This window comes from Erysipelatoclostridium sp. MSK.23.31 (assembly GCF_019125875.1).
GTDB classification, from domain to species: domain Bacteria; phylum Bacillota_I; class Bacilli_A; order Erysipelotrichales; family Coprobacillaceae; genus Thomasclavelia; species Thomasclavelia ramosa.
Map to the genome: position 1 here is coordinate 1 of NZ_JAHOCB010000050.1, position 20,747 is coordinate 20,747.

The following is a 20,747-nucleotide window of genomic DNA, read 5'->3' on the forward strand; positions in this document are numbered from 1 at the left end:
AATCAAGACTGGTATAGTGTTTATGGAGAAAATAAAGGAATTTGTGATTTATAAAAGAAATGGTGGAGGATTCCACTTTTTCTTTTTATTAAAGAAAAATGAGTGGTTTAAGAAGTTTAAAAATCAGTGGTGAAAGAATGCTCAGATAACTGATGATAAATAGTATAAAATGTTGATATAATCGTATAATATTTATAAGTCATAATATTTGCATTTGGTATCAAAAATAGGTATGCTATTTATTAGAGAAAAATAAAGGAGAGAAATAAAAGATGTTAGAAGTGGGAAGTATTGCTCCAGATTTTACCTTATTAGATCAAAATGGTGACAGTGTTTCATTGAGTAATTTTGTTGGAAAGAAAATAATTTTATATTTTTATAGTAAAGATAATACGCCAGGCTGCACTAAACAAGCTTGTGGATATGCTCAAAACTATCCTCGATTCAAAGAAAAAGACACAATAATTATTGGGATTAGTAAAGATACGGTTGTATCACATAAAAAATTTGAAGAAAAATATCAGCTTCCATTTATTTTATTAGCTAATCCAGAATTAGATGTTTTACAAGCTTATGATGTTTGGAAAGAAAAAAATATGTATGGTCGAATGGTTATGGGTGTAGTGCGAACTACATATTTAATTAATGAAGAAGGTATTATAGAAAAGGCATTTACAAAGGTTAAAGCAGCAGATGATGCTGAGCGAATGTTAAGAGAGATTGAGAGTGAATAAAAGACAGATGCAATTAATTATTGGTATTTTAGTTATCATTATTATTGTTTTATTAGTGTATCGTAATCATCGCCAAGAAACTGCTTATCAAAGGATTTCGGCGAGTGAAGCTCAAAAGATTATGGATGAAGAAAGTAATATTATCATTATTGATGTAAGAACAGTAGATGAATATAAGACCGGGCATATAAAAAATGCTATCTGTATTCCCAATGAATTAATTTCTAATAAAGAAATTGCAGAGTTACCAGATAAATCACAAGAAATATTAGTATATTGTCGCAGTGGAAGTAGAAGTCGTCAGGCTGCAAACAAATTGATTAAACTTGGTTATGAAAATGTTATTGATTTTGGTGGAATCATTGATTGGGATGGTGAAGTAGTTAAATAAGAGGGTGCTATTTGTAGTGAACTTTAAAAGTTGAGTGAGCAACTAGAAATGATCACTATATTTTGGCACCTTTTTCTTTTATCTAAATAGAGATTATGCTATACTACATCCTGATAAGGAGGCTATGATGATAAAATTAATTGCAACAGATATGGATGGAACATTTTTGGATTCAGATAAACGTTTTGATCCGGAATTTATTGATATATTTTATAAACTAAAGGAAAAGGGAATCAAATTTGTAATTGCTAGTGGTAATCAGTATTATCGATTATATCAAAAATTTTTACCATTAAGTGAACAAATGTATTTTATTGCTGAAAATGGTTGTTACATCGCAGAGGGAGCGACAGAATTGTATTGTAATACAATTACACACGATAATGTTGAATTGATCAAAACAGCATTAGCCCCATATGATAATTTATTTATGATCATGTGTGGTCGGAAAGGGGCTTATGTCTTAAGCCGTGATAAGCATTTTGAATCATTGGTGAGATTACATTATTGTAATTATCAATTTGTTGATTCATTCGATCATATCGATGATGAAATCATGAAGATTTCTATTAATGATCCAGAAGAACAGATAGAAAAATATTTGCAAGCATTGGAGCCGCATTTACCAGTCGCAGTTAAGGTTGTAACAGCAGGAAATATGTGGATGGATATTCATAATCGTGATATTAACAAAGGTGTTGGAATGCGTTTTTTACAAGCAATCTATGAAATAGAACCTGATGAATGTATGGCTTTTGGGGATCAAATGAATGATTATGAGTTATTACAGCAAGTGAAATATGGTTATGCCATGGATAATGCAGTTCTGCCAATTAAGGAGATTGCTTATGGTACAACTAGATCCAATGATGAACAGGGAGTCTTAATTAAAATTAAAGAAGTATTGGATCTTGCCTAGTATTGCTAGGCTTTTTTTTACACGAAAAAAGGTAAACTACCTTTTATTAATAACTAAAGTTAGTTTACCTATTACTCTAAAGCCGGCTTGACTTTCTTGATTTATTACAATGGGTGTATATTCAGGATTAGCTGGTTGTAATATAATGCAGTGATTATTATCATCACGGTAGAATTTTTTACATGTAGCAACATTATCATCGATTGTAAAGCAGCCAACCTCACCATTTCTAATTTGATTACTTTTTTCAAATACAATTAAATCACCTTGATTGATATTTTCATTGATCATGCTGTCACCATCGGCATATTGACAAAAATATTCTTTACTGGGTGAAAGTAATGTTTCAGGTAAGGATATATATTCATCAACATTGTCATCAACAAAAAGACCAGTTCCACAACTAATATCACTGTATAAAGGAATAGTAATTGAATCAGTAATAATAGGTTGATTGCTCTCGTCAATTCCTAAAAAGTATGAAGCAGGAACATCAAAAATTTCAGATAGTTTTTGAATCGTGTCCTTTTTTAAATTCTCAACTCGATTGTTTTCATATTTTGCGATGGCTGATTTTTTAACCCCAAGTAAGTTACCTAATTGCTCTTGAGTTAAGCCTTTTTCTTTACGTAATTTTTTTATTCGTTCACCGGTCATTTGTATTCACTCCTTGTGTCTTAATTTTACTATTAAATAACTAGTTGTGCAATCATTAATTAACAAAAGTGTCGAAAAAAGATACTTTTTGTTGACAAAATAATGGAATGGATGTATATTAAAAGTGTCTTATAAAGACACTTAAAAAATATTGATATAAAAAGATGAATAAATAGATACTAATGATGGAGGGAAAGATTATGGAAAACAAAGAAATGAATTTTAGTGGTAAAGGAATTTTAACGGTTATTACGGGGATAATAATTATGGGTTCTACGATTGCAACCTTAAGTTCTTATTTGTTGGATTTAATTATGCTTTAATGCGCATACTAGTAATGAGGTGAGCTGCTAAGTGAAACGCAGAGATAAAGAAATTAAAGATCAAGATGAAATTGATTATGAAAATCATATTATGGAATATGATGACCAATATCTTGATAACTCCAATGCTCAAGAATAGAGAACAGCACTTTATGGTGCTGTTTTTTTATGGTATAGATATGCAGAGAATTAATGTTTATCGTGTAGTTATTAACTTTCAAGTTACCAAATAGAAAGGTAAAATGCACGAAGCTAATAAATGATTATGATATAATAGATGTATTAAAGAAAGGTGTGAAAAGCATGAAAGTTGAATTAAAGATTGATCCTAATTGTCAAGAGCCTTGGGCAGTGATAAATGTAGCTAAGCTGACACCATCGCTTCAAGCTGCGATTACAATTTTGGAAAAAGAGTGTGAAGAAATGATTTTTACGGCTCAAAACAATGGTAAGATCTATATAATCGATCCAGTAAAAATTGAGCTGATTCGTACTGAAGGGCGAGAATTAGCATTATATGATTTGAAAAAAGAACGCTATGTTTTAAATAAACCGCTCTATGAAGTACAAGAACAATTAGGAAAAGATTTTGTACGTATATCAAAATTTGCAATCATCAATATTAAGCGTATTAATCATGTTGAAGCATCTTTTAATGGAACGATGGAAATAGTTATGAAGAATGGTCTTGAAGAAATCATAACCCGTAGTTATCGAAAACTGTTTAAAGAAAGATTGGGGGAGTAGAGAATGCGCTTTAAAGATTTAGTGAGTTATTTTTTTGGTGGGATTGCTTGGGGATGTACGTTTTTGGTAGTAATAAATCTAATTGGTTATACAGTGATTGGCAACACGTTTTTAGAACCTTTGATGGAAAATTTTGTCATGCATGCAGTAGGAGCAATGGTAGTTGGAGTTTGTTGTGGTTCGACTTCATATGTTTATAAAATTGAAAGTTTAAGTTTAAGAAAACAAATAGCTTTTCATTTTACGATTGGGCTGGGTGGATATTTATTAATAGCATATAAATTGGGATGGATGCCAATTAGCAATATCGGCTATGTTATCACTTTTATATTAATGGCAATTATTATCTTTACAAGTATTTGGACGGGTTTTTATTTTTATAATCGAAATGAAGCTAAAAATATAATGCTAAGATAAAAGAAATAGAAAAAGAAAATGATAATTAAGATTATTGTTAAAGGAATATCAGAAGTAAAGCTTTCATGATATAATGAATAATAGTGAAAGTGAGTGATAATAATGTTAAATTTTCGTTATGCTGATATAAATGATTTAGATTTTTTAGTGGAGTTAAGGATACGTGATTTAAGACTGTTTTCTAATCAGGAAATCTTACCACAGACAATTAACAAGATTCGTGATTTCTACAAAACAGGTATTATCAATGGTACCTGTTTTACATTATTAGGATTTGATAATGAATTATTGGCTGCTTCAGGAACATTATACTTATATTCCTTAATGCCATCAAATGAAAATCCTTCAGGAATTATGGGGCAGTTAACAAATATATGGGTAGATGAAAAATATCGTCATCAAGGTATTGCTAGTAGAATTGTTAGTGACTTATTAACAAAAGGACAAGGTAAATGTGGAATGATTTGCTTGAATTCTTCAAAAGATGCAATCGCACTATATCAAAAACTAGGATTTAAAACCAAAGAAAGGTATATGATAAAACAATGGGACTAATAATTAAAAAGCCTGATGATGCAATCATCGTAAATAAAAAAGATGGAACTCATGTTGCCTATTATTTGTTTGACGAGTATGAAGTTCACTTAAACAGTTTACCACCGCAAACTGAACAAGTATGGCATTTTCATCAAGCTATCGAGGAAGTAATCTTAATTATTGAAGGAGAGATAGAAATCCACTATTTAGATAATGATAAGAGAATGCGGCAAAGAGTTCAGCCAAATGATTTAATATTAGTTAAAGATAGTATTCATACATTGATTAATCGTAGTACGAAAGAATGTAAGTTTGTTGTTTTTAGATTAGTACTTGATGGTAAGAATAAACGTGATCTAATCAAGAATGACAAAAAGGTTGTAAATATGCTGTAGAATTGTTTCCAAAGAAACAATATAAGGAGGAAGAATATGTTTATTGATTTAACTTTAGAAGTTACTCCAAAACTAACTCAGGATGCTAAAGGAAATGAAAGTAAAGCTAATTTTGGGCATTTAGGCACTCATTTTGATGTGATGAACAAAGAGTTTCCATTATCTTATTTAGAAAGAAATGGAGTTATTTTTGATGTCCGAGGTATTGATGAAATTGAAGTGATTGATTTGGAAAAAATTAGATCTGGTGATTTTGTGATTTTTTATACAGGATTTTTAGAAAAGGCAGGATATGGTACTAAAGAATATTTTCAAGCCCACCCTCAATTATCAAATAATCTGATTGAAAAATTGTTAGATAAGAAAGTTAGTATTATTGGAATTGATTGTGCTGGGATTCGTCGCGGTAAAGAACATACGCCGATGGATCAATATTGTGCTGATCATAATGCATTTGTTGTTGAAAATTTAGATAATCTAGAAAGTTTATTAATGCAAAATGAGTTTACTATAAATACTTATCCGATGAAATTTAGTGAAATGACAGGCTTGCCATGTCGGGTAGTTGCCAAGGTAGATTAAAATGCAAGTGATTCTCGATTTATTTACTGAACTATACGAAAAACAAGATATATTATCAAAGCTAACCCAAAGCAGCAGTTTGCAAGGTTATGGTTATTCAGTAATTCATTGTCTTGATGCAATTGGAATTCTTGATGGGCCTAACATTACAAAAATAGCAGAACACCTAAAAATGACTCGTGGGGAATTAGTAAAATTATCAAAAAATTAGTTTCTAATAATTTAATAACAACATATCAAAATGATAATAATAAAAAAGAGATATATTTTAAACTTACAGTTGACAGAGAACATTTATTTTTAGAGCAGCAGGCACGACATCAAAAGTATATTGAACGTGATATAACTTTTTTAAAATGACAAGATGAGCAAAAAATGATAGTGGTTAAAGAATTTTTAACTGTAATAATTATTTAAACGATCAAATTGAAGAATTAAGCAAATAGCAGTATTGTTCAGAGGCGCTAGTTTTATTAACAAAATTAGTGCCTGTTTTATTAACTTAATAGATTGATTGTAAACGGATACAAAATATATTATAATACTTATGACAATACTTGTCATAAGTTAGGGGAGGTGCTCATAATGGATGAGTTCTTGCAGGGAATCAATGCATCGATTTATTTAAAATGGATATTAATGCAAAACAATCATTATAGTTTAAATATCAAAGTTGATGACAATGATAATAATACGATCATCATCAGTAATGAAATAGTAATTGGGAAAATAATTTATTATGGCAAGGGAATTTTTGAGGAAGAGTTAAATGATCGTCAAACAAAGGAAAAAATCTTTTATCTTCATTTTCAATTAACACATTTTAATCATGCAGTGGAGTTGTTTAAAGAAATGATTAATTGTGCATTAGAAGCAACTAATCGGCCGCAAATAAGAGTTTTATTATGCTGTAGCGGTGGTCTGACAACAACTTTATTTGCAAGTAAAATGCAAGAGCTGGCAAAATTGGAAAATCTATCATATGAGATTTTTGCAACAGGATATTCACGCTTATTTGAGATTGCTAATGATTATGATATTATTTTAATTGCACCGCAAGTTGCTTATATGCTGCCACAAGCTAAGCGACGTTTGCCAGATAAAGAGGTAGTAACGATACCAACACGCATTTTTGCAACAAATGATTATTCAGGAGCATTAAAAATCATTTATGATTGGTATCAAAACAAGGAGGAAAAATAACCTATGAATATCAGTAATACTAAAAATCTACGACAAATAAATCGGGATAAAGTCATGGATATTTTTATGGAGCAAGAAACTTGTACTAAAAATCAATTAGCTTTAGCGACTGGGCTAAGTTTAGCTACAATTACAAATATTTTAAAGGAATTGCTGGCAAGTAATGAAGTATTAAAAGATGGTGAGTTAGAATCGACGGGAGGAAGAAAGAGTGTTGTTTATTCTTTGAATAGCGATTATTCTCGGATGCTAACGATTTCGGTTAATAAAGAATACCGGCGGGTACACTTGATTTATCGGGTTTATAATCTGGCAGATGAAATAGTTTTTAGTGATGAAGTAATCAAAAAGGAAGTTAAAGTTAATGATATTTATGATATTATTAACATCGTTTTAGCTAAGTTTGATAATATAAAAGTTATTGGAATAAGTATGCCAGGGATTATTAATGATGGGCGAGTTACTTCAACTGGATTAACAAATTTTAATGATATTGATTTATATTCATTACTAACCAATAAATATAGTCAAGTGATCATATTGGGTAATGATGTAAATACAGCAGTAATTGGTTTTTATCTAGCAGAAAAAAATTATGAAAATGTCTGTCTGTTATTTCAACCAGGTGAAGGGTATGGTGGTGTTGGAACAGTAATTAACGGTCAACTTGTAACAGGTAAAACTAATTGTGCTGGTGAGATACAATATTTACCCTTGAGTCAAGATGATCAATTGAAATTGCTTCAGTCTCCCCACGGAACGATTGAATTGTTGAGTAAGATTGTAATTTGTTTAACCGCGATCGTAAATCCCGAAATCGTAGCTATTAGTTGTACTAATCTTGAGCGTGCTAGTGATTTAGATGAAACATTGAAACAGATGGTTCCGGCTAAATATCTTCCTAAGATAAAAAAAGTAACTAATTTAAGTGAGTATATTTTAATTGGTTTACAACTGATTTGTAAAGATTCTTTAAAAACAAATCTTGTCATAAAAAAACAATCGATTATTTAAGCATCTATAATAAAAGATGCTTTTCTTGTTAATAATTTAATTGGTGATAAGATGTCAGAAAAAGATATACAATTATTGGTCATGTGTTTAAAGGAATATATTAAAAATATTGATGGTGAAAGGTTTAAACAACTATTTTTAGGTTATGCTGAATACATGGCACGAAATTATGGGCAGGATTGTTTGATTGATGAATATGATTTAATGATGGAACAAGTAGAAAAATTTGTTGATGAGCAGCATTTGGATATAAATTTATTACCTCCATACAAGCGGGATGTTTTTTATCGATTCATTAAAAATCATTATTCAAAACAAGATATCTTAAGTTTATATTATTTTAATGATGAGATTGGTGCTTTAGAATGTTTTATTGATATGATTGATAGTAAGTATCAATAAAAGCCTTGTATTATCAAATAAATTTGATATGATTATATAGAAACGAGGTGGAAGGATGTATAAATTTTCTTGCTAAAATTTAATAACAGTATACTTTGAGTTACTGTTTTTGTGCGCGAGAAAATATATCCTTTTAACTAAATCCGATTCTAAGATTCTATTTAAGCTACGAGTGTATATTTTCTTGTAGCTTTTTATATTGTTAGGAGGAATGGAAATGGGTTTATTAGACGTAAAGAATTTATCGTTTAAATATGATAATCAGATTGAAAAGGTATTTGATAATGTTAGTTTTCAAATTGATACAAATTGGAAACTTGGATTGATTGGTCGAAATGGTAAAGGGAAGACTACGTTGTTAGAATTATTGATGTCTAAATATGAATATCGGGGCTATATTACCCCTAATTATATCTTTGACTATTTTCCGTATCATATTGAAAATGAAAATATTAGGACTTTAAAAATTGTTGAGAATATTCTTGGTGAATTTGAATTATGGGAAGTACAAAGAGAATTATCATTACTTGATGTGGAAAATGAGGTTTTAGAACAAAATTTCGCTACCTTATCAAAAGGACAACAAACTAAAGTATTATTGGCCATTCTTTTTTGCAAGCCTCATGATTTTATTTTAATTGATGAACCAACAAATCATTTGGATTATCACGGTCGACTTTTACTAAGTAAATATTTGAAACGAAAGAAAAGTTTTATATTGGTAAGCCATGATCGTGATTTTTTAGATCGTTGTATAGATCATGTCTTAGCTATAAATCGTAATAGTATCGAAGTGATAAAAGGGAATTTTTCCCTTTGGTATGATTTGAAAATGAATAATGATAAGAGGGAAATAGAAAAGAATGAGCAGTTAAAAAAAGATATTGGGCGTTTGAAAAAGGCAGCTCGTCAAAATGAAGATTGGTCAAATAAAGTGGAAGCTACTAAAAGTGTAAAGGTTGCTGGTTTAAAACCAGATAAAGGTTATGTTGGTCATAAAGCAGCTAAAATGATGCAACGCTCTAAAAATATTGAACGACGTCAAAGTAAAGCAATCGAAGAAAAAAGTGATTTATTAAAAAATATTGAAACAATCGAAAAATTAAAGATCTTTCCACTTGAATACTCAAAACAGCAACTATGTTATTTTAATCATGTTACGATTAGTTATGATAAACATATTATTGTTGAAAATTTAAGTTTTGATATTAATCAGGGAGATCGACTTAATCTTGTTGGAAAAAATGGTTCAGGGAAGACAAGTATAATTAAAATTATTATGAAAGAAAGTAATAATTATCAAGGAAAGGTAAATATTGGAAATAATCTAAAAATAGCGTATCTAAGTCAAGATGATAGTCATTTAAAAGGAAAGCTGGATGATTATGCAAATAGTCTTGATATTGATTTAAGTTTGTTTAAAGCTATTTTAAGAAAATTAGATTTTTCTCGCGAACTATTTACTCAGGAGATTAGTACTTATAGTAAAGGTCAAAAGAAAAAAGTAATGTTAGCGGGAGTGTTATGCCAAGAAGCTCATTTATTTATTTTAGATGAACCATTAAATTATTTAGATATTTTTACGCGAATGCAGGTTCAGGAATTATTGCTAATATTTAAACCGACAGTATTATTTGTTGAACATGATAAATATTTTTGTGATCAAATTAAAACTAAAACGCTTAACTTATAAAGAAGGTCAAGTGAGTTAGAATATGAGAAGAAAACAAAAGTAATAATGATAATTAAAGACTATGTAAATCTTGAAGCAACCCCTTTTAGTTGGCTATGTCGAGCTTTTAGGGGCGCTTCATTTTATATGGTCTTTAACAATTATTTAGGATAAGTCATACCTTCATGGTAATAGACATAACGATCTCGTCCATTGTGTTTAGCATTATATAGAGCAATATCAACTTTATTATATAATTCAGTAAAAGATATCTCTGGTCGATTATCGATATGAATTCCCATAGAAATACTAATTTCTTTAGGATAGTTATTGGCAGTGACATATTCATGAATTTTTTTAATTAAAGCATCTGCCTTTTCGCGGACGATCTCTTTATCATATATATCTTTGATAAAGATTAAAAATTCATCACCACCAATTCTTCCAATTAAATCACTTGCTCGAAAGAAACACTTAATTATTTTTACAATTTCAATTAGAAAACGATCACCGATGATATGACCATAAGTATCATTGATTTTTTTAAAATAATCAATGTCAATTAAGATACAAGCATAGGAAAGATTATTTTTTAAGATATGACAATATTCTTGAATCGCGCTAGTAATATATAAACGGTTATATGTTCCGGTTAGGGGATCTGTTATTGACTGGTGTTTTAATCGTAATTCTGAGGAAATATCAACAACTTTGCCGACAACTTTAGTTAATTTATTATCATTATCAAATATCCGTCGAAAAGTTAGACGGTACCAAGTATAACTTTGTGGTGCGATTGCAAAACGATATTCCAATTTATATAATTCATTAGAAACTTGATTTGATAAAATTATCTTCAAATCCTTTTTAAAGCGTTCGATATCACCATGATATAAATGAGTATTTTTTAAATCAACTGTCAAAAAATTAGTCAATATATTTTTGACTGGAGTATCAGCTTGTAGCTGTTGGTATACTAGTGAATTATTTTCAACATCATATTCAAAAATAATATCATCAGATAACTGAGATACAATTTCATAGCGTTCTTGATCAATTTTTAAACGATTGACCATTTCTTTAAGTTCAGAGATATCAGTAATGATACTATTTATTACTACTTGACCGTTTTCATCTGTAACTTTACGTCCGCTATCCATTACCCATAATAAACTTCCGTCTTTTTTTCGAATCCGATATTCTGTTTTGTATTCTGGTCCGATGGCAAAACATCGTTTACAATCTGCTAAAGCAGCAGGTAAATCAGGTGGATAGACTGCGCCAACAGCAGTACCATGACTCATTTCCATGAATTCATCATAAGTATAACCAAGCATTTTACAGAGCTCTTCATTAACATAAAAGTAAGTATAAAATTCATCATCAAGACTACCTTTCATTCCCCCGGCGGTTGTTCTGATAATCATTTCAATTTGTTCATTTTTTTTCTTTAAAGCTTGTTGTAACTCTTTATATCCGAGTTTAGCAATTTCATTGGTATAGAATTCTTCTTGACTAATTGCATCATTGGGGGTCGAGGCATGAACATGAATAATTTTAAGTGTAGTATTAAATTGTTTTAAAACAATCGTTACCCGTTGATCCATATCAAAAAGGGCTCCTTTGCTTTCGATATGTAAATGATAATTACAATAAACGATTCCAATATTATCGTCGTTGTAGATAACATAACAATCTTGAAAGGTAATTTCAGGAACATAACCCTCGTTACACCCCTCTTTAAAGTATTGATCAAATTGTTTAAGGTTGTTTGCCATAGTATTATTACTAGCCCCTAGCCATGAGCCTTCTGGAGCAAACATATTCTTGACTTGATCAAAATTTCTGCTAGTGAAATATGTATTGATAAATTTTTGAGCAGTTAGAGTTAAAAAGTCGTCTTTGATCATTGTTTGCACCCCCTTACGTTTAGTTTAATAGTAACACTTATTATTAGTAATGTTAATAAGAAGATTTCAAATAAAAAAAGAATTGTGGTTTACTCAGCCACAATTCTTTTGATTTTCGAAACGTTTTCAACAACTTTTTAATTTCACTTTTCATCTACGCATCTTCTATTACTTTGCCTTATATTATCATGTTGTTTTAACGTTTCTTTAAAAGGCTCCTGTTCTAATTTTTTATTATTATGTTTTTTTAGAACTCTTCCTTTTATCTACTTCAAATATATACCTAAAAAGATGATTTTTCAAGCATCTTTCAAATGTTGTTGTTTTTATTTATTTTTATATAATTTATAGTATAATTAAATTTAAGGGGTGAAAAAAGTATTGAATATATCAATGCTTTTTTTGTTGATGGAATGATGCGGTTGAATAAGTCAATTCAATAAAGTACAATTAAGGTATTAAAGGGAGGAAGTCGATATAATGAAAAGATTGAGTAAAATTTTATTAGTATTTTTGATGGTTTTAGGTCTTACTGCGTGTAGTGGTGGGAGTAAAGAGAATGAGCCGGCAAAAATTTAAATGGGAAAAGAAAATAAGTTTGATGATTTAGTTTCATATAAAATTGAAACGATTAGTAGACCACAGCAAATTACCCCTGATGTAATTGGAAGTTTTTATACATACTATAAACCATCTAAGTCAACAAATGTATTAATTGATGTGACTATGTATATGACTAATCTACAAAAAAAGGAAATGAAGCTATCTAGTACGTTGAAGGGAACATTTGTTATTGATAAAACTGATTATGTCGCTTCAACAGCAATGGTAAGTGAAGATGGAAAAACAATTAGTCAAGGTGGAAGTTTAGCTGCTGAGGGGACTAATAAAGTGCATTTTTATGCCGAAGTTAAACCAAGTTTGTTAAAAAATAATATAGAATTTAAGCTTACTACTGTTGATGAAGAAAATCCTAAAGAAGCGAATATGAGTTTTAAATTAACGGATATTGCTAAAAATTATGAAAGTAAGAATTTAAATGATACGATTGTATTAGATGGTCGCGGTGAAATTGCTTTACAAGCAGTAAATATTACAAAAAAGCTGGAGCCTGCTAATCCGGTTGGTTTATATACTTATTATCAAGTTCAAAATGATGGAAATAGTTTTGTTGTTTTGACTACTTCGATAAAAAATATTTCAGAAAGTGACATCACAGCATCTAATATTGCTGTAGCTAAATTGGTTGATAAAGATAGTAATGAATATCCAGCAAATTCATTTTATGAAAAAGATGATCGTAGTAATTTAGCTAGTGCCAGCACTACTGTATTGACTCCGGGTCAAAGTGGGATGATTCATTTTGTTTTTGAAGTTAGTGATGCTGTTGCAAATGGGGAGAAATCAGTTAGAATCACATATAATGGAAAAGTATTTATTGTTAATCTTTAAGATCTAGTATTGCTAGATCTTTTTTTGTGAAAAGTCACGCTTTTTTGTGAAGAATACCTAAGTATATGGTCTTTGCACGATTAGCTTTGAAAGTATTGTGAGACCTTAAAGCAAGTGCTAAAGTAAAGTCATAGAAAGAAGGTATTTGAGATGAAAAAATATAATGTAGTAATTGTTGGTGGTGGTAGTCACCGAAATCCAGATTTAATGGCCATGCTTGCAAGTAAAAAAGATGTATTTCCTTTAAAGCGAGTAGTTCTATATGATAATGAAGCTGAACGGCAAGAAATCATGGGACAATATGGTGAAATTTTAATGAGGGAATATTATCCTGAATTGGAAGAATTTATTTACACTACTGATCCTGATGTTGCTTTTAAAGATGTAGATTTTGCTTTAATGCAAATTAGAGCGGGACGTTTGCCAATGCGTGAAAAGGATGAAAAAATCCCATTAGTACATGGATGTGTTGGTCAGGAAACATGTGGGGCAGGTGGTTTTGCCTATGGATTACGCAGTGTCCCTGCAATTATTGAGTTAGTTAAACAAATTCGTAAACATTCTCCAGAAGCATGGATTTTAAATTATTCAAATCCAGCAGCAATTGTAGCGGAAGCAACAAAACGAATTTTCCCTGATGATTATCGTATCTTAAACATTTGTGATATGCCAATTGCAATTATGGATGCTTATGCAAAATTATTAGGATGTCAACGTAAAGATTTTGAACCACGATATTTTGGACTAAACCATTTTGGATGGTTTACTCATTTATATGATAAGAAGACGGGAGCAGATTTAATGCCTTCTGTTCGGGAGCAACTAATGGCTGGAGAAATTTTTAAAAAAGGTTCAGAAGATGAACATGTTCGCGAAAAATCATGGGTAGATACTTATAATTTTATGTCAACAATGGTCAAGGATTTTCCTGAGTATTTACCAAATACATATTTAAAATATTATTTATATCCTCGTCATGTTGTTGAAGAATCAGATCCTAATTACACTCGTGCAAATGAAGTAATGGATGGTAAAGAAAAAGATACTTATAATATGATGAAAGAAGTAATTAAACTAGGCGCTTTAAAGGGAACTAAATATGAATTAGATCCTAATCGCGGTGTTCATGCTACTTACATTGTTGATTTAGCAACATCAATAGCTAATAATACAAACGATATTTTCTTAATTATTACTAAAAATAGAGGATGTATTCCAAATTTAGATAGTGAGATGATGGTAGAAGTAGCTTGTCGGGTTGGGGCAAATGGTGTTGAACCACTAGCTATGGATCCAGTAGATACTTTCTATAAAGGATTATTAGAAAATCAATATGCATATGAAAAATTAACAGTTGATGGATTCTTAGAATGTAATAAATTGAAATTATTACAGGCGTTAGTATTAAATCGTACAGTAGTTGATACGGATTTAGCTAAAGTGATTCTAGATGACCTAATTGAAGCTAATAAAGCATTTTGGCCTGAATTCAAATAATAACACTCCCTTACTATATCTCTTTATTTGAATTTTGTTGTAGTAATAGCGAAGTTTTTAACTTCGCTATTTTATCATTTATTGCAAAAAATTTTTTTGTTATACTTAAATAATAAAGGACGGATGAAAAGATGCAATTAAACGAATTAGTAAATCTTCATTTTGATGATTTGAATGAAAGTGATTTATATATATGGAATTATATTAATAATCATCGTGAAGTATGCACAAAAATCACAATTGAAGATTTAGGAAAAAAATGTAATGTTTCAAGGACAACGATATTACGTTTTTCTAAAAAAATTGGGTTAGAGGGATTTGCAGAGCTAAAATATTACTTGCGCAATGAACAGACCCTTGCCGATGTAGGATTAGGCAAGACAGTAAATATTTATGCATTATTTGAAAATCACGCTAAAATGATTAGAGAATTACAAAATCGTGATTACAATACCTGTTGTCGTATGATTGATCATGCTAAACGTATTTTTGTAGTTTCTAGTGGGACGATTCAAAGATCAGTGGCAAAAGAATTGTCGCGCCAATTTTTGAAATTAGGAATTATTATGACATTAGTTAATGGTGATAGTGAAATTAATATGTTAGCACGAGCAATCACTGCGGATGATTTATTGATTATTATTTCTTTGACGGGAGAAAGTGAATCGGTAATTAGAATTGCTAAGGTGGCCAAGACAGTAGGAAGCAAAACAATCTCGATTACTAGGATAAATGCTAACAGTTTATCTTTGCTGGCTGATGAACCAATTTATATCTTTTTTGGTGATTTTCCTATTGTTTTCGAAACAGCATATACTTCACCAACAATGTTTTTTGCATTAACGGAATTATTGTTTGCAAATTACCATAACTATCAACAAAAAAAGTTATTTCAACAAGGAAATCAAAATTATGCTGAATAACTAAAAAACCTGCGCTTAGTGGTACAATCTTGTATTTAGAGCTGATGAAACTTAATTATTTCATTGCCCCTTTGAAAAGATTGATCATTGATGCGGAGGTTTTTATTTACTTGACTCTCGTTCTACTAAGACAACAGGAACAATTGTATCGATCGAACCAATGTCTTTTCCTTGAATCATATTCAATAGAACTTCACAGCCCTTTTCAGCAAGCATCTTTGGATTCCTTTCAATTGTTGAAATTGAGGGGGTAGGTAACCGTGAATATAAAGTATTATCAAATCCGATTAATTTGACTTGTTCGGGAACTTTAAGATTTGCTCGTTTTAGTGCATACAAGGCTCCTAAGGCAGCTAAATCACTAGAAGCAAAAATACCATCAATCCTGCGCTGTGTTTTTAAAAAGTCTGTTATTAATATTTCAGCTTCAATTTGGCTTGGTTCTTTTCCTTGAGTTTGTAAGATATAATTTTTATCAAGTGGAATACCGTAAGTATCTAAAGCTTTTTTATATCCTAAATAACGCTCTTTTTTCTCATAATCAGCGGTGAAACTAGAAATAAAAACAATATCTCTACAGCCTTTTTTGATCAAATGTTCAGTGGCTAAAAAAGCTGCATGAATATCATCACTAGAAATTCGAGGAATAGTTTTATTATTTTCAGGATAGCGATCTATACATACAATGGGAATGTCATTATAAATGATGTCTTCTGTTAATTTATTTAAACCACTGATACAAATAATGCCGTCGACACACTTGCTTGCTAAACTTTTAAAATAATCTTTTTCTTTTTGAACATTATTTGCACTATTACAAATAAAAACAGAGTAGTTATGTTTTGCTGAATAATTTTCAATATGTAATGCTAGAGTCGCAAAAAAATCATTGCTGATGTCTGGAACGATTAAACCAATCGTCTGTGATTTCGATTCTCTAAGACTTTTGGCATTCATATTAGAAACATAGCCATATGATTTAGCTAAAGCATTAATTTTTTCTTCTGTTTCTTTTGAATATCCGCCTTTATTATTTAATACTCTGGAAACAGTTGCAATGCTAACTCCAGAAATTGCAGCAATATCTTTAATTGATAGTTTTTTTTTATGATTATCCATGTTATCTCCTTGCTTGTTAAGATTATATAAATTATACATGAATAGGCTATGAATGTAAATATTAGCAGGTTTTATTAATTTTTACGTAAACGTTTACGTAAAAATGTTGACATTTACCTATTTGTATGGTATTTTTAATCTAGGTAAACGTTTACGTAAAGTGATGGCGCCGTTATTTTTTTACCAGTTAGGTTAAACGTTTACGCAAATAAATGCAAGAAAATTGCATCTAAACTATAAGAGAGGAAAATAGTAGAATAGAGATCATTCTGGCTAAGGAAAGGGTTTATGGATTTTAATAAGATGGCAGCTCAAATTATTGAGCATATCGGTGGTAAAGCAAATATTGCTTCTTTAACTCATTGTGCAACACGGTTAAGATTTAAATTAAAAGATCAAGGAAAAGCTTCAAAAGACAAAGTTGTTAAAATTGAGGGAGTTATTAATGTAGTAGAGAGCGGGGGACAATTCCAGGTTATAATCGGTAATGAGGTTGCCCAAGCTTTTGATGCAATCGAAGCATTGACAGGGATTTCAGGAAAAGAAATTGATGTAGTGGAAAAAGATGATTTAAAGGTAAAAGGAAAATTTATTGATCAAGTAATTGAATTAGTTACAGGAATTTTTACTCCAATTTTACCGGCATTGATTGGAGCCGGGATGATTAGGGCTTTATTGATGTTTGCTACTAGCATTTTAGGAATGTCTGCTGAAAGTGGTTTATACATTGTTTTAAATGAAGTATATAATGCAGTATATTCGTTTTTACCAATTTATTTAGCTTATACGTCAGCTAAAAAATTTAAATGTAATCCATATATTGCAGTAGCAATTAGTTTGGCTTTAGTGAGTCCAACGATTCAAGGATTGGTTCAAGGTGAAACAGGGATGAAAATGTTTGGGTTTGATGTATTATTCCCAGCTCAAGGTTATGGTTCTTCTGTTGTTCCAATTATTGTAACAATATATTTCATGTCAAAATTAGAAAAATTGTGTACTAAATATATTCATGCAGTAGCTCGAAATGTTTTAACGCCATTAATTACTTTATTGATTACAGTGCCATTAATGTTTATGATCATTGGTCCAGTAACAAGTTATTTACAATCATTTATCGGTGAAGGCTATACATGGATCTATAATTTAAATCCAACTATTTGTGGAATTCTTTTAGGTGGATTATGGCAGGTATTAGTAGTTTTTGGTTTACATTGGGGAATTGTTCCACTTGGACAAATAAATTTAGCAATGTATGGAAGAAATACTATCAATGCCGTGACTGGTCCAAGTAACTGGGCACAAGCAGGTGCAGCTTTAGGTGTTGCTTTAAAATCAAAAAATTCACAAATTCGACAAAATGCAATGTCAGCAGCAGTAACTGGATTCTTCTCAATTACAGAACCGGCTATTTACGGGGTCAATTTGAAATATAAAAAGCCTTTCTATATTGCAGTTGGATGTGCAGCAGTTTCTGGTGGGATTGCTGGATTTGTTAATGCTGCAGCTTTAGCGGGGGGACCAGTTGGAGTTTTATCATTCCCATTATTTTTTGGTGAAGGATTTGTAGGATTTTGTATTGCAATGGTATTTGCATTTGTCGCTTCAGCTGTTTTGACTTATCTATTTGGATACGATCGCAGTAATGATTAAGAAACATTTAGGGGAGAAAAAATATGAAAAAACTATTATGTCCATCAATGATGTGTGCTAATTTTGGTAATCTTGAAAATGAAATAAGAAAATTAGAGGAAAGTGGAATTGATATTTTTCACCTTGATGTAATGGATGGGAGTTTTGTTCCAAATTTTGGAATGGGACTGCAAGATATTGAATATATTTGCAAAACAGCAAATAAACCTTGTGATGTTCATCTGATGGTAGTAAATCCTGGGGCATATGTAAAAAAATTTGCACAATTAGGGGTAAAGATTATATATGTCCATCCTGAAAGTGATGTGCATATAACTAGAACTTTGCAAATGATCAAAGATGCTGGAGCGCAAGCTGGAATCGTAGTAAATCCTGGGACATCTTATGAAAGTGTAAAAGAAACATTATCGCTTGTCGATTATGTGATGGTAATGAGTGTTAATCCAGGTTTTGCTGGTCAAAAGTATTTAAATTTTGTTGATGATAAATTTAAACAATTTTGTGCCAAAAAAGAAGAATTTGGCTATAAAGTGATGATTGATGGGGCATGTTCGCCGGAGCGGATTGCTATGCTGTCAAGTATTGGGGTAGAAGGTTTTATCTTAGGAACGAGTGCTTTATTTGGTAAAGAGAAGAGTTATCAAGAAATAATTAAAGAATTGAGAGGACTATAAAATGAGCGATGTAATTAGACTAATTAGTGCTTCAGGCAGTGATTTTGAAAAAATGACACCGATGGAATTGAAAGAATCAATTTTTAAATCAGAAGGGCGGGTAATCATGGGACAGCATTTATTATTTGCTGGTGAAGGATTAGTTAGAGGAATAACTAATTCTGAGGTGATGTTTGCTTTTGGTGCTGATATGGTTATGCTTAATACAATGGATTTAGATAATATGGAAAATAATAAAGGACTTCAAGGATTATCTTACCAAACCTTAAGGCAACGTTGTAAAAGGCCACTTGGGATTTATTTAGGTTGTCCCAAAGCGGGATTTGAAGACGGTGGTAAAAAAGCTTTATATCGCCGTGAAGGAATGCTTTGTACACCTGAACATGTTCAAAAATGTGTTGACATGGGAGTTGATTTTATTGTTTTGGGTGGTAATCCTGGTAGTGGAACTTCAATTAATGACGTAATTGCTTGTACTAAATGGATCAAGGAAAAGTATGGTGATCAATTATTCGTCTTTGCTGGAAAATGGGAAGATGGTATAAACGAAAAGGTGCTCGGAGATCCTCTGGCTAATCGAGATGCTAAAGAGATAATTAAAGAATTGATTGATGCGGGAGCTGATTGTATTGATTTACCAGCCCCAGGAAGTAGAGCAGGCATCAGTGTCACGATGATTCGGGAACTAGTTGAATACATTCATAGTTATAAACCAGGCACTCTGGCAATGAGCTTTTTGAATAGTTCAGTTGAAGGGGCTGACCCAGATACGGTACGCTTGATTGCGTTAAAGATGAAAGAAACTGGTGCTGATATTCATGCTATTGGTGATGGTGGCTTTTCGGGATGTACTTCACCAGAGAATATTCACCAATTGAGTATTTCAATTAAAGGGCGACCTTATACATATTTTAGAATGGCAAGTGTTAATAAATAGGTGAAAATAATGGGATTATTTAATAAATGGAAGAAAAAAGTAGAAGTTGAACCATATCGTATTAGTGCACCAGTAGCTGGAAAAGTAATTGATATCAAAGATACAAATGATCAAGTATTTAATAGTGAAGCATTGGGAAAAGGAGTAGGCATCATAGCATCAGAGAAACAAATAACTGCCCCAATCGGTGGTCAAATTGTAAGTTTTTTTCCTACAAAACATGCGGTTGGAATTAAGACGGATAAAGGTGTAGAATTATTGATTCATGTTGGAATTGATACTGTTGAATTAAACGGTAAACATTTTATCTCAATGAAGAAACAAGGTGATACGGTTGTACGTGGCGATATTTTACTAAAGGTTGATTTTGATGCAATTAGAGAAGCTGGTTACGATCCAACAGTCTTGATGGTAGTGACAAATACTGCTCAATATGCACAAATCAAATGTAATTTAGGAAATAAAAGTAATAATGATATTATTATTGAGATAGAGGAGTAGAAAATGAAAATTGGAATTGGAAATGATCATGTTGCAGTTGAATATAAAAATGTGATCAGAGAGTATATTGAAGCAAAATATGGCTATGAAG

The 20,747-nt window shown here is 30.9% G+C and carries 24 protein-coding genes; 21 read left to right on the forward strand and 3 right to left on the reverse strand.

Going from position 1 to position 20,747, the window contains the following annotated elements; all coding sequences use genetic code 11:
• Positions 1–272: 272 nt before the first annotated feature.
• The 3 genes from bcp (at position 273) to KSU54_RS16140 (ending at position 2,044) form a co-directional block, all read left to right on the forward strand.
• Entirely contained in the window at positions 273–734 is a 462-nt protein-coding gene (bcp, locus tag KSU54_RS16130) for a thioredoxin-dependent thiol peroxidase (protein ID WP_003535961.1), read from the forward strand.
• On the forward strand, positions 727–1,125 hold the full coding sequence (locus tag KSU54_RS16135) for a rhodanese-like domain-containing protein (RefSeq protein WP_003535963.1): 399 nt from the start codon (positions 727–729) through the stop codon (positions 1,123–1,125). Before bcp ends, KSU54_RS16135 begins: the two co-directional genes overlap by 8 nt.
• A gap of 127 nt (positions 1,126–1,252) precedes the next feature.
• Entirely contained in the window at positions 1,253–2,044 is a 792-nt protein-coding gene (locus KSU54_RS16140) for a Cof-type HAD-IIB family hydrolase (protein WP_003535965.1), read from the forward strand.
• A 36-nt stretch (positions 2,045–2,080) separates the two neighbouring features.
• On the opposite strand, the gene KSU54_RS16145 is transcribed toward KSU54_RS16140, so the two are convergent.
• A complete protein-coding gene (locus tag KSU54_RS16145; RefSeq protein ID WP_003535968.1) occupies positions 2,081–2,701 on the reverse strand; it encodes a LexA family protein in 621 nt (206 codons plus the stop codon).
• A 200-nt stretch (positions 2,702–2,901) separates the two neighbouring features.
• Between KSU54_RS16145 and KSU54_RS19210 the strand changes: the two genes are divergently transcribed.
• The 11 genes from KSU54_RS19210 (at position 2,902) to abc-f (ending at position 10,014) form a co-directional block, all read left to right on the forward strand.
• Entirely contained in the window at positions 2,902–3,024 is a 123-nt protein-coding gene (locus KSU54_RS19210; protein WP_008791252.1) for a hypothetical protein, read from the forward strand.
• A gap of 303 nt (positions 3,025–3,327) precedes the next feature.
• The gene (locus KSU54_RS16150) at positions 3,328–3,771 is read left to right on the forward strand and encodes a LytTR family DNA-binding domain-containing protein (RefSeq protein ID WP_217746684.1); all 444 of its coding nucleotides are present in this window, start codon (positions 3,328–3,330) and stop codon (positions 3,769–3,771) included.
• Positions 3,772–3,774: 3 nt separating this feature from the next.
• On the forward strand, positions 3,775–4,188 hold the full coding sequence (locus tag KSU54_RS16155) for a DUF3021 domain-containing protein (protein WP_226814554.1): 414 nt from the start codon (positions 3,775–3,777) through the stop codon (positions 4,186–4,188).
• A 102-nt stretch (positions 4,189–4,290) separates the two neighbouring features.
• Complete coding sequence (locus tag KSU54_RS16160; protein WP_008791253.1) at positions 4,291–4,743, forward strand: GNAT family N-acetyltransferase; 453 nt, start codon at positions 4,291–4,293, stop codon at positions 4,741–4,743.
• The gene (locus KSU54_RS16165; RefSeq protein WP_003535978.1) at positions 4,734–5,120 is read left to right on the forward strand and encodes a cupin domain-containing protein; all 387 of its coding nucleotides are present in this window, start codon (positions 4,734–4,736) and stop codon (positions 5,118–5,120) included. Before KSU54_RS16160 ends, KSU54_RS16165 begins: the two co-directional genes overlap by 10 nt.
• Positions 5,121–5,156: 36 nt before the next feature.
• Positions 5,157–5,702, forward strand: coding sequence for a cyclase family protein (locus KSU54_RS16170; protein ID WP_003535980.1), 546 nt, complete (start codon positions 5,157–5,159; stop codon positions 5,700–5,702).
• Between the two features lies 1 nt (position 5,703).
• Positions 5,704–5,913 (forward strand): hypothetical protein, encoded by a 210-nt coding sequence (locus KSU54_RS16175; RefSeq protein ID WP_003535982.1) that lies wholly within the window; start codon positions 5,704–5,706, stop codon positions 5,911–5,913.
• Between the two features lie 374 nt (positions 5,914–6,287).
• On the forward strand, positions 6,288–6,905 hold the full coding sequence (locus tag KSU54_RS16180; protein WP_003535984.1) for a PTS sugar transporter subunit IIB: 618 nt from the start codon (positions 6,288–6,290) through the stop codon (positions 6,903–6,905).
• A 3-nt stretch (positions 6,906–6,908) separates the two neighbouring features.
• On the forward strand, positions 6,909–7,919 hold the full coding sequence (locus KSU54_RS16185) for an ROK family protein (protein ID WP_003535986.1): 1,011 nt from the start codon (positions 6,909–6,911) through the stop codon (positions 7,917–7,919).
• A gap of 51 nt (positions 7,920–7,970) precedes the next feature.
• Entirely contained in the window at positions 7,971–8,321 is a 351-nt protein-coding gene (locus KSU54_RS16190) for a hypothetical protein (RefSeq protein WP_003535988.1), read from the forward strand.
• Between the two features lie 217 nt (positions 8,322–8,538).
• The gene (abc-f, locus tag KSU54_RS16195) at positions 8,539–10,014 is read left to right on the forward strand and encodes a ribosomal protection-like ABC-F family protein (protein WP_117792092.1); all 1,476 of its coding nucleotides are present in this window, start codon (positions 8,539–8,541) and stop codon (positions 10,012–10,014) included.
• 140 nt (positions 10,015–10,154) lie between these two features.
• Here abc-f and KSU54_RS16200 read toward each other — a convergent pair whose 3' ends face one another.
• Complete coding sequence (locus KSU54_RS16200) at positions 10,155–11,903, reverse strand: diguanylate cyclase domain-containing protein (protein WP_117792094.1); 1,749 nt, start codon at positions 11,901–11,903, stop codon at positions 10,155–10,157.
• Between the two features lie 579 nt (positions 11,904–12,482).
• Between KSU54_RS16200 and KSU54_RS16205 the strand changes: the two genes are divergently transcribed.
• The 3 genes from KSU54_RS16205 to KSU54_RS16215 all read left to right on the forward strand — a co-directional run bounded on the left by KSU54_RS16205 (position 12,483) and on the right by KSU54_RS16215 (position 15,775).
• Positions 12,483–13,355, forward strand: a complete 873-nt coding sequence (locus KSU54_RS16205; protein ID WP_226814555.1) for a DUF4352 domain-containing protein — start codon at positions 12,483–12,485, stop codon at positions 13,353–13,355.
• Between the two features lie 150 nt (positions 13,356–13,505).
• Complete coding sequence (locus tag KSU54_RS16210) at positions 13,506–14,852, forward strand: 6-phospho-alpha-glucosidase (RefSeq protein WP_003535996.1); 1,347 nt, start codon at positions 13,506–13,508, stop codon at positions 14,850–14,852.
• A gap of 131 nt (positions 14,853–14,983) precedes the next feature.
• Entirely contained in the window at positions 14,984–15,775 is a 792-nt protein-coding gene (locus tag KSU54_RS16215) for a MurR/RpiR family transcriptional regulator (protein ID WP_003535997.1), read from the forward strand.
• 102 nt (positions 15,776–15,877) lie between these two features.
• Here KSU54_RS16215 and KSU54_RS16220 read toward each other — a convergent pair whose 3' ends face one another.
• A complete protein-coding gene (locus tag KSU54_RS16220; RefSeq protein WP_008791259.1) occupies positions 15,878–16,894 on the reverse strand; it encodes a LacI family DNA-binding transcriptional regulator in 1,017 nt (338 codons plus the stop codon).
• 288 nt (positions 16,895–17,182) lie between these two features.
• Here KSU54_RS16220 and KSU54_RS16225 point away from each other — a divergent pair, with 288 nt between their 5' ends.
• The 4 genes from KSU54_RS16225 to KSU54_RS16240 are packed head-to-tail and all read left to right on the forward strand — an operon-like array spanning position 17,183 to position 20,656.
• Positions 17,183–18,544: a PTS transporter subunit EIIC gene (locus KSU54_RS16225; RefSeq protein WP_003535999.1), complete on the forward strand. Its 1,362-nt coding sequence runs from the start codon at positions 17,183–17,185 to the stop codon at positions 18,542–18,544.
• 23 nt (positions 18,545–18,567) lie between these two features.
• A complete protein-coding gene (locus KSU54_RS16230) occupies positions 18,568–19,218 on the forward strand; it encodes a ribulose-phosphate 3-epimerase (protein WP_003536000.1) in 651 nt (216 codons plus the stop codon).
• A gap of 1 nt (position 19,219) precedes the next feature.
• On the forward strand, positions 19,220–20,155 hold the full coding sequence (locus tag KSU54_RS16235; protein WP_003536001.1) for a DUF7916 family protein: 936 nt from the start codon (positions 19,220–19,222) through the stop codon (positions 20,153–20,155).
• Positions 20,156–20,164: 9 nt separating this feature from the next.
• Positions 20,165–20,656: a PTS sugar transporter subunit IIA gene (locus KSU54_RS16240; RefSeq protein WP_008791261.1), complete on the forward strand. Its 492-nt coding sequence runs from the start codon at positions 20,165–20,167 to the stop codon at positions 20,654–20,656.
• Positions 20,657–20,747: the final 91 nt, after the last annotated feature.

Coding starts and splice junctions, on each gene's coding strand:
- bcp (WP_003535961.1), top strand. CDS start 273: ATGTTAGAAGTGGGAAGTATTGCTCCAGATTTTACCTTATTAGATCAA.
- KSU54_RS16140 (WP_003535965.1), top strand. CDS start 1,253: ATGATAAAATTAATTGCAACAGATATGGATGGAACATTTTTGGATTCA.
- KSU54_RS16145 (WP_003535968.1), bottom strand. CDS start 2,701: ATGACCGGTGAACGAATAAAAAAATTACGTAAAGAAAAAGGCTTAACT.
- KSU54_RS19210 (WP_008791252.1), top strand. CDS start 2,902: ATGGAAAACAAAGAAATGAATTTTAGTGGTAAAGGAATTTTAACGGTT.
- KSU54_RS16150 (WP_217746684.1), top strand. CDS start 3,328: ATGAAAGTTGAATTAAAGATTGATCCTAATTGTCAAGAGCCTTGGGCA.
- KSU54_RS16155 (WP_226814554.1), top strand. CDS start 3,775: ATGCGCTTTAAAGATTTAGTGAGTTATTTTTTTGGTGGGATTGCTTGG.
- KSU54_RS16160 (WP_008791253.1), top strand. CDS start 4,291: ATGTTAAATTTTCGTTATGCTGATATAAATGATTTAGATTTTTTAGTG.
- KSU54_RS16165 (WP_003535978.1), top strand. CDS start 4,734: ATGGGACTAATAATTAAAAAGCCTGATGATGCAATCATCGTAAATAAA.
- KSU54_RS16170 (WP_003535980.1), top strand. CDS start 5,157: ATGTTTATTGATTTAACTTTAGAAGTTACTCCAAAACTAACTCAGGAT.
- KSU54_RS16175 (WP_003535982.1), top strand. CDS start 5,704: ATGCAAGTGATTCTCGATTTATTTACTGAACTATACGAAAAACAAGAT.
- KSU54_RS16180 (WP_003535984.1), top strand. CDS start 6,288: ATGGATGAGTTCTTGCAGGGAATCAATGCATCGATTTATTTAAAATGG.
- KSU54_RS16185 (WP_003535986.1), top strand. CDS start 6,909: ATGAATATCAGTAATACTAAAAATCTACGACAAATAAATCGGGATAAA.
- KSU54_RS16190 (WP_003535988.1), top strand. CDS start 7,971: ATGTCAGAAAAAGATATACAATTATTGGTCATGTGTTTAAAGGAATAT.
- abc-f (WP_117792092.1), top strand. CDS start 8,539: ATGGGTTTATTAGACGTAAAGAATTTATCGTTTAAATATGATAATCAG.
- KSU54_RS16200 (WP_117792094.1), bottom strand. CDS start 11,903: ATGATCAAAGACGACTTTTTAACTCTAACTGCTCAAAAATTTATCAAT.
- KSU54_RS16205 (WP_226814555.1), top strand. CDS start 12,483: ATGGGAAAAGAAAATAAGTTTGATGATTTAGTTTCATATAAAATTGAA.
- KSU54_RS16210 (WP_003535996.1), top strand. CDS start 13,506: ATGAAAAAATATAATGTAGTAATTGTTGGTGGTGGTAGTCACCGAAAT.
- KSU54_RS16215 (WP_003535997.1), top strand. CDS start 14,984: ATGCAATTAAACGAATTAGTAAATCTTCATTTTGATGATTTGAATGAA.
- KSU54_RS16220 (WP_008791259.1), bottom strand. CDS start 16,894: ATGGATAATCATAAAAAAAAACTATCAATTAAAGATATTGCTGCAATT.
- KSU54_RS16225 (WP_003535999.1), top strand. CDS start 17,183: ATGGATTTTAATAAGATGGCAGCTCAAATTATTGAGCATATCGGTGGT.
- KSU54_RS16230 (WP_003536000.1), top strand. CDS start 18,568: ATGAAAAAACTATTATGTCCATCAATGATGTGTGCTAATTTTGGTAAT.
- KSU54_RS16235 (WP_003536001.1), top strand. CDS start 19,220: ATGAGCGATGTAATTAGACTAATTAGTGCTTCAGGCAGTGATTTTGAA.
- KSU54_RS16240 (WP_008791261.1), top strand. CDS start 20,165: ATGGGATTATTTAATAAATGGAAGAAAAAAGTAGAAGTTGAACCATAT.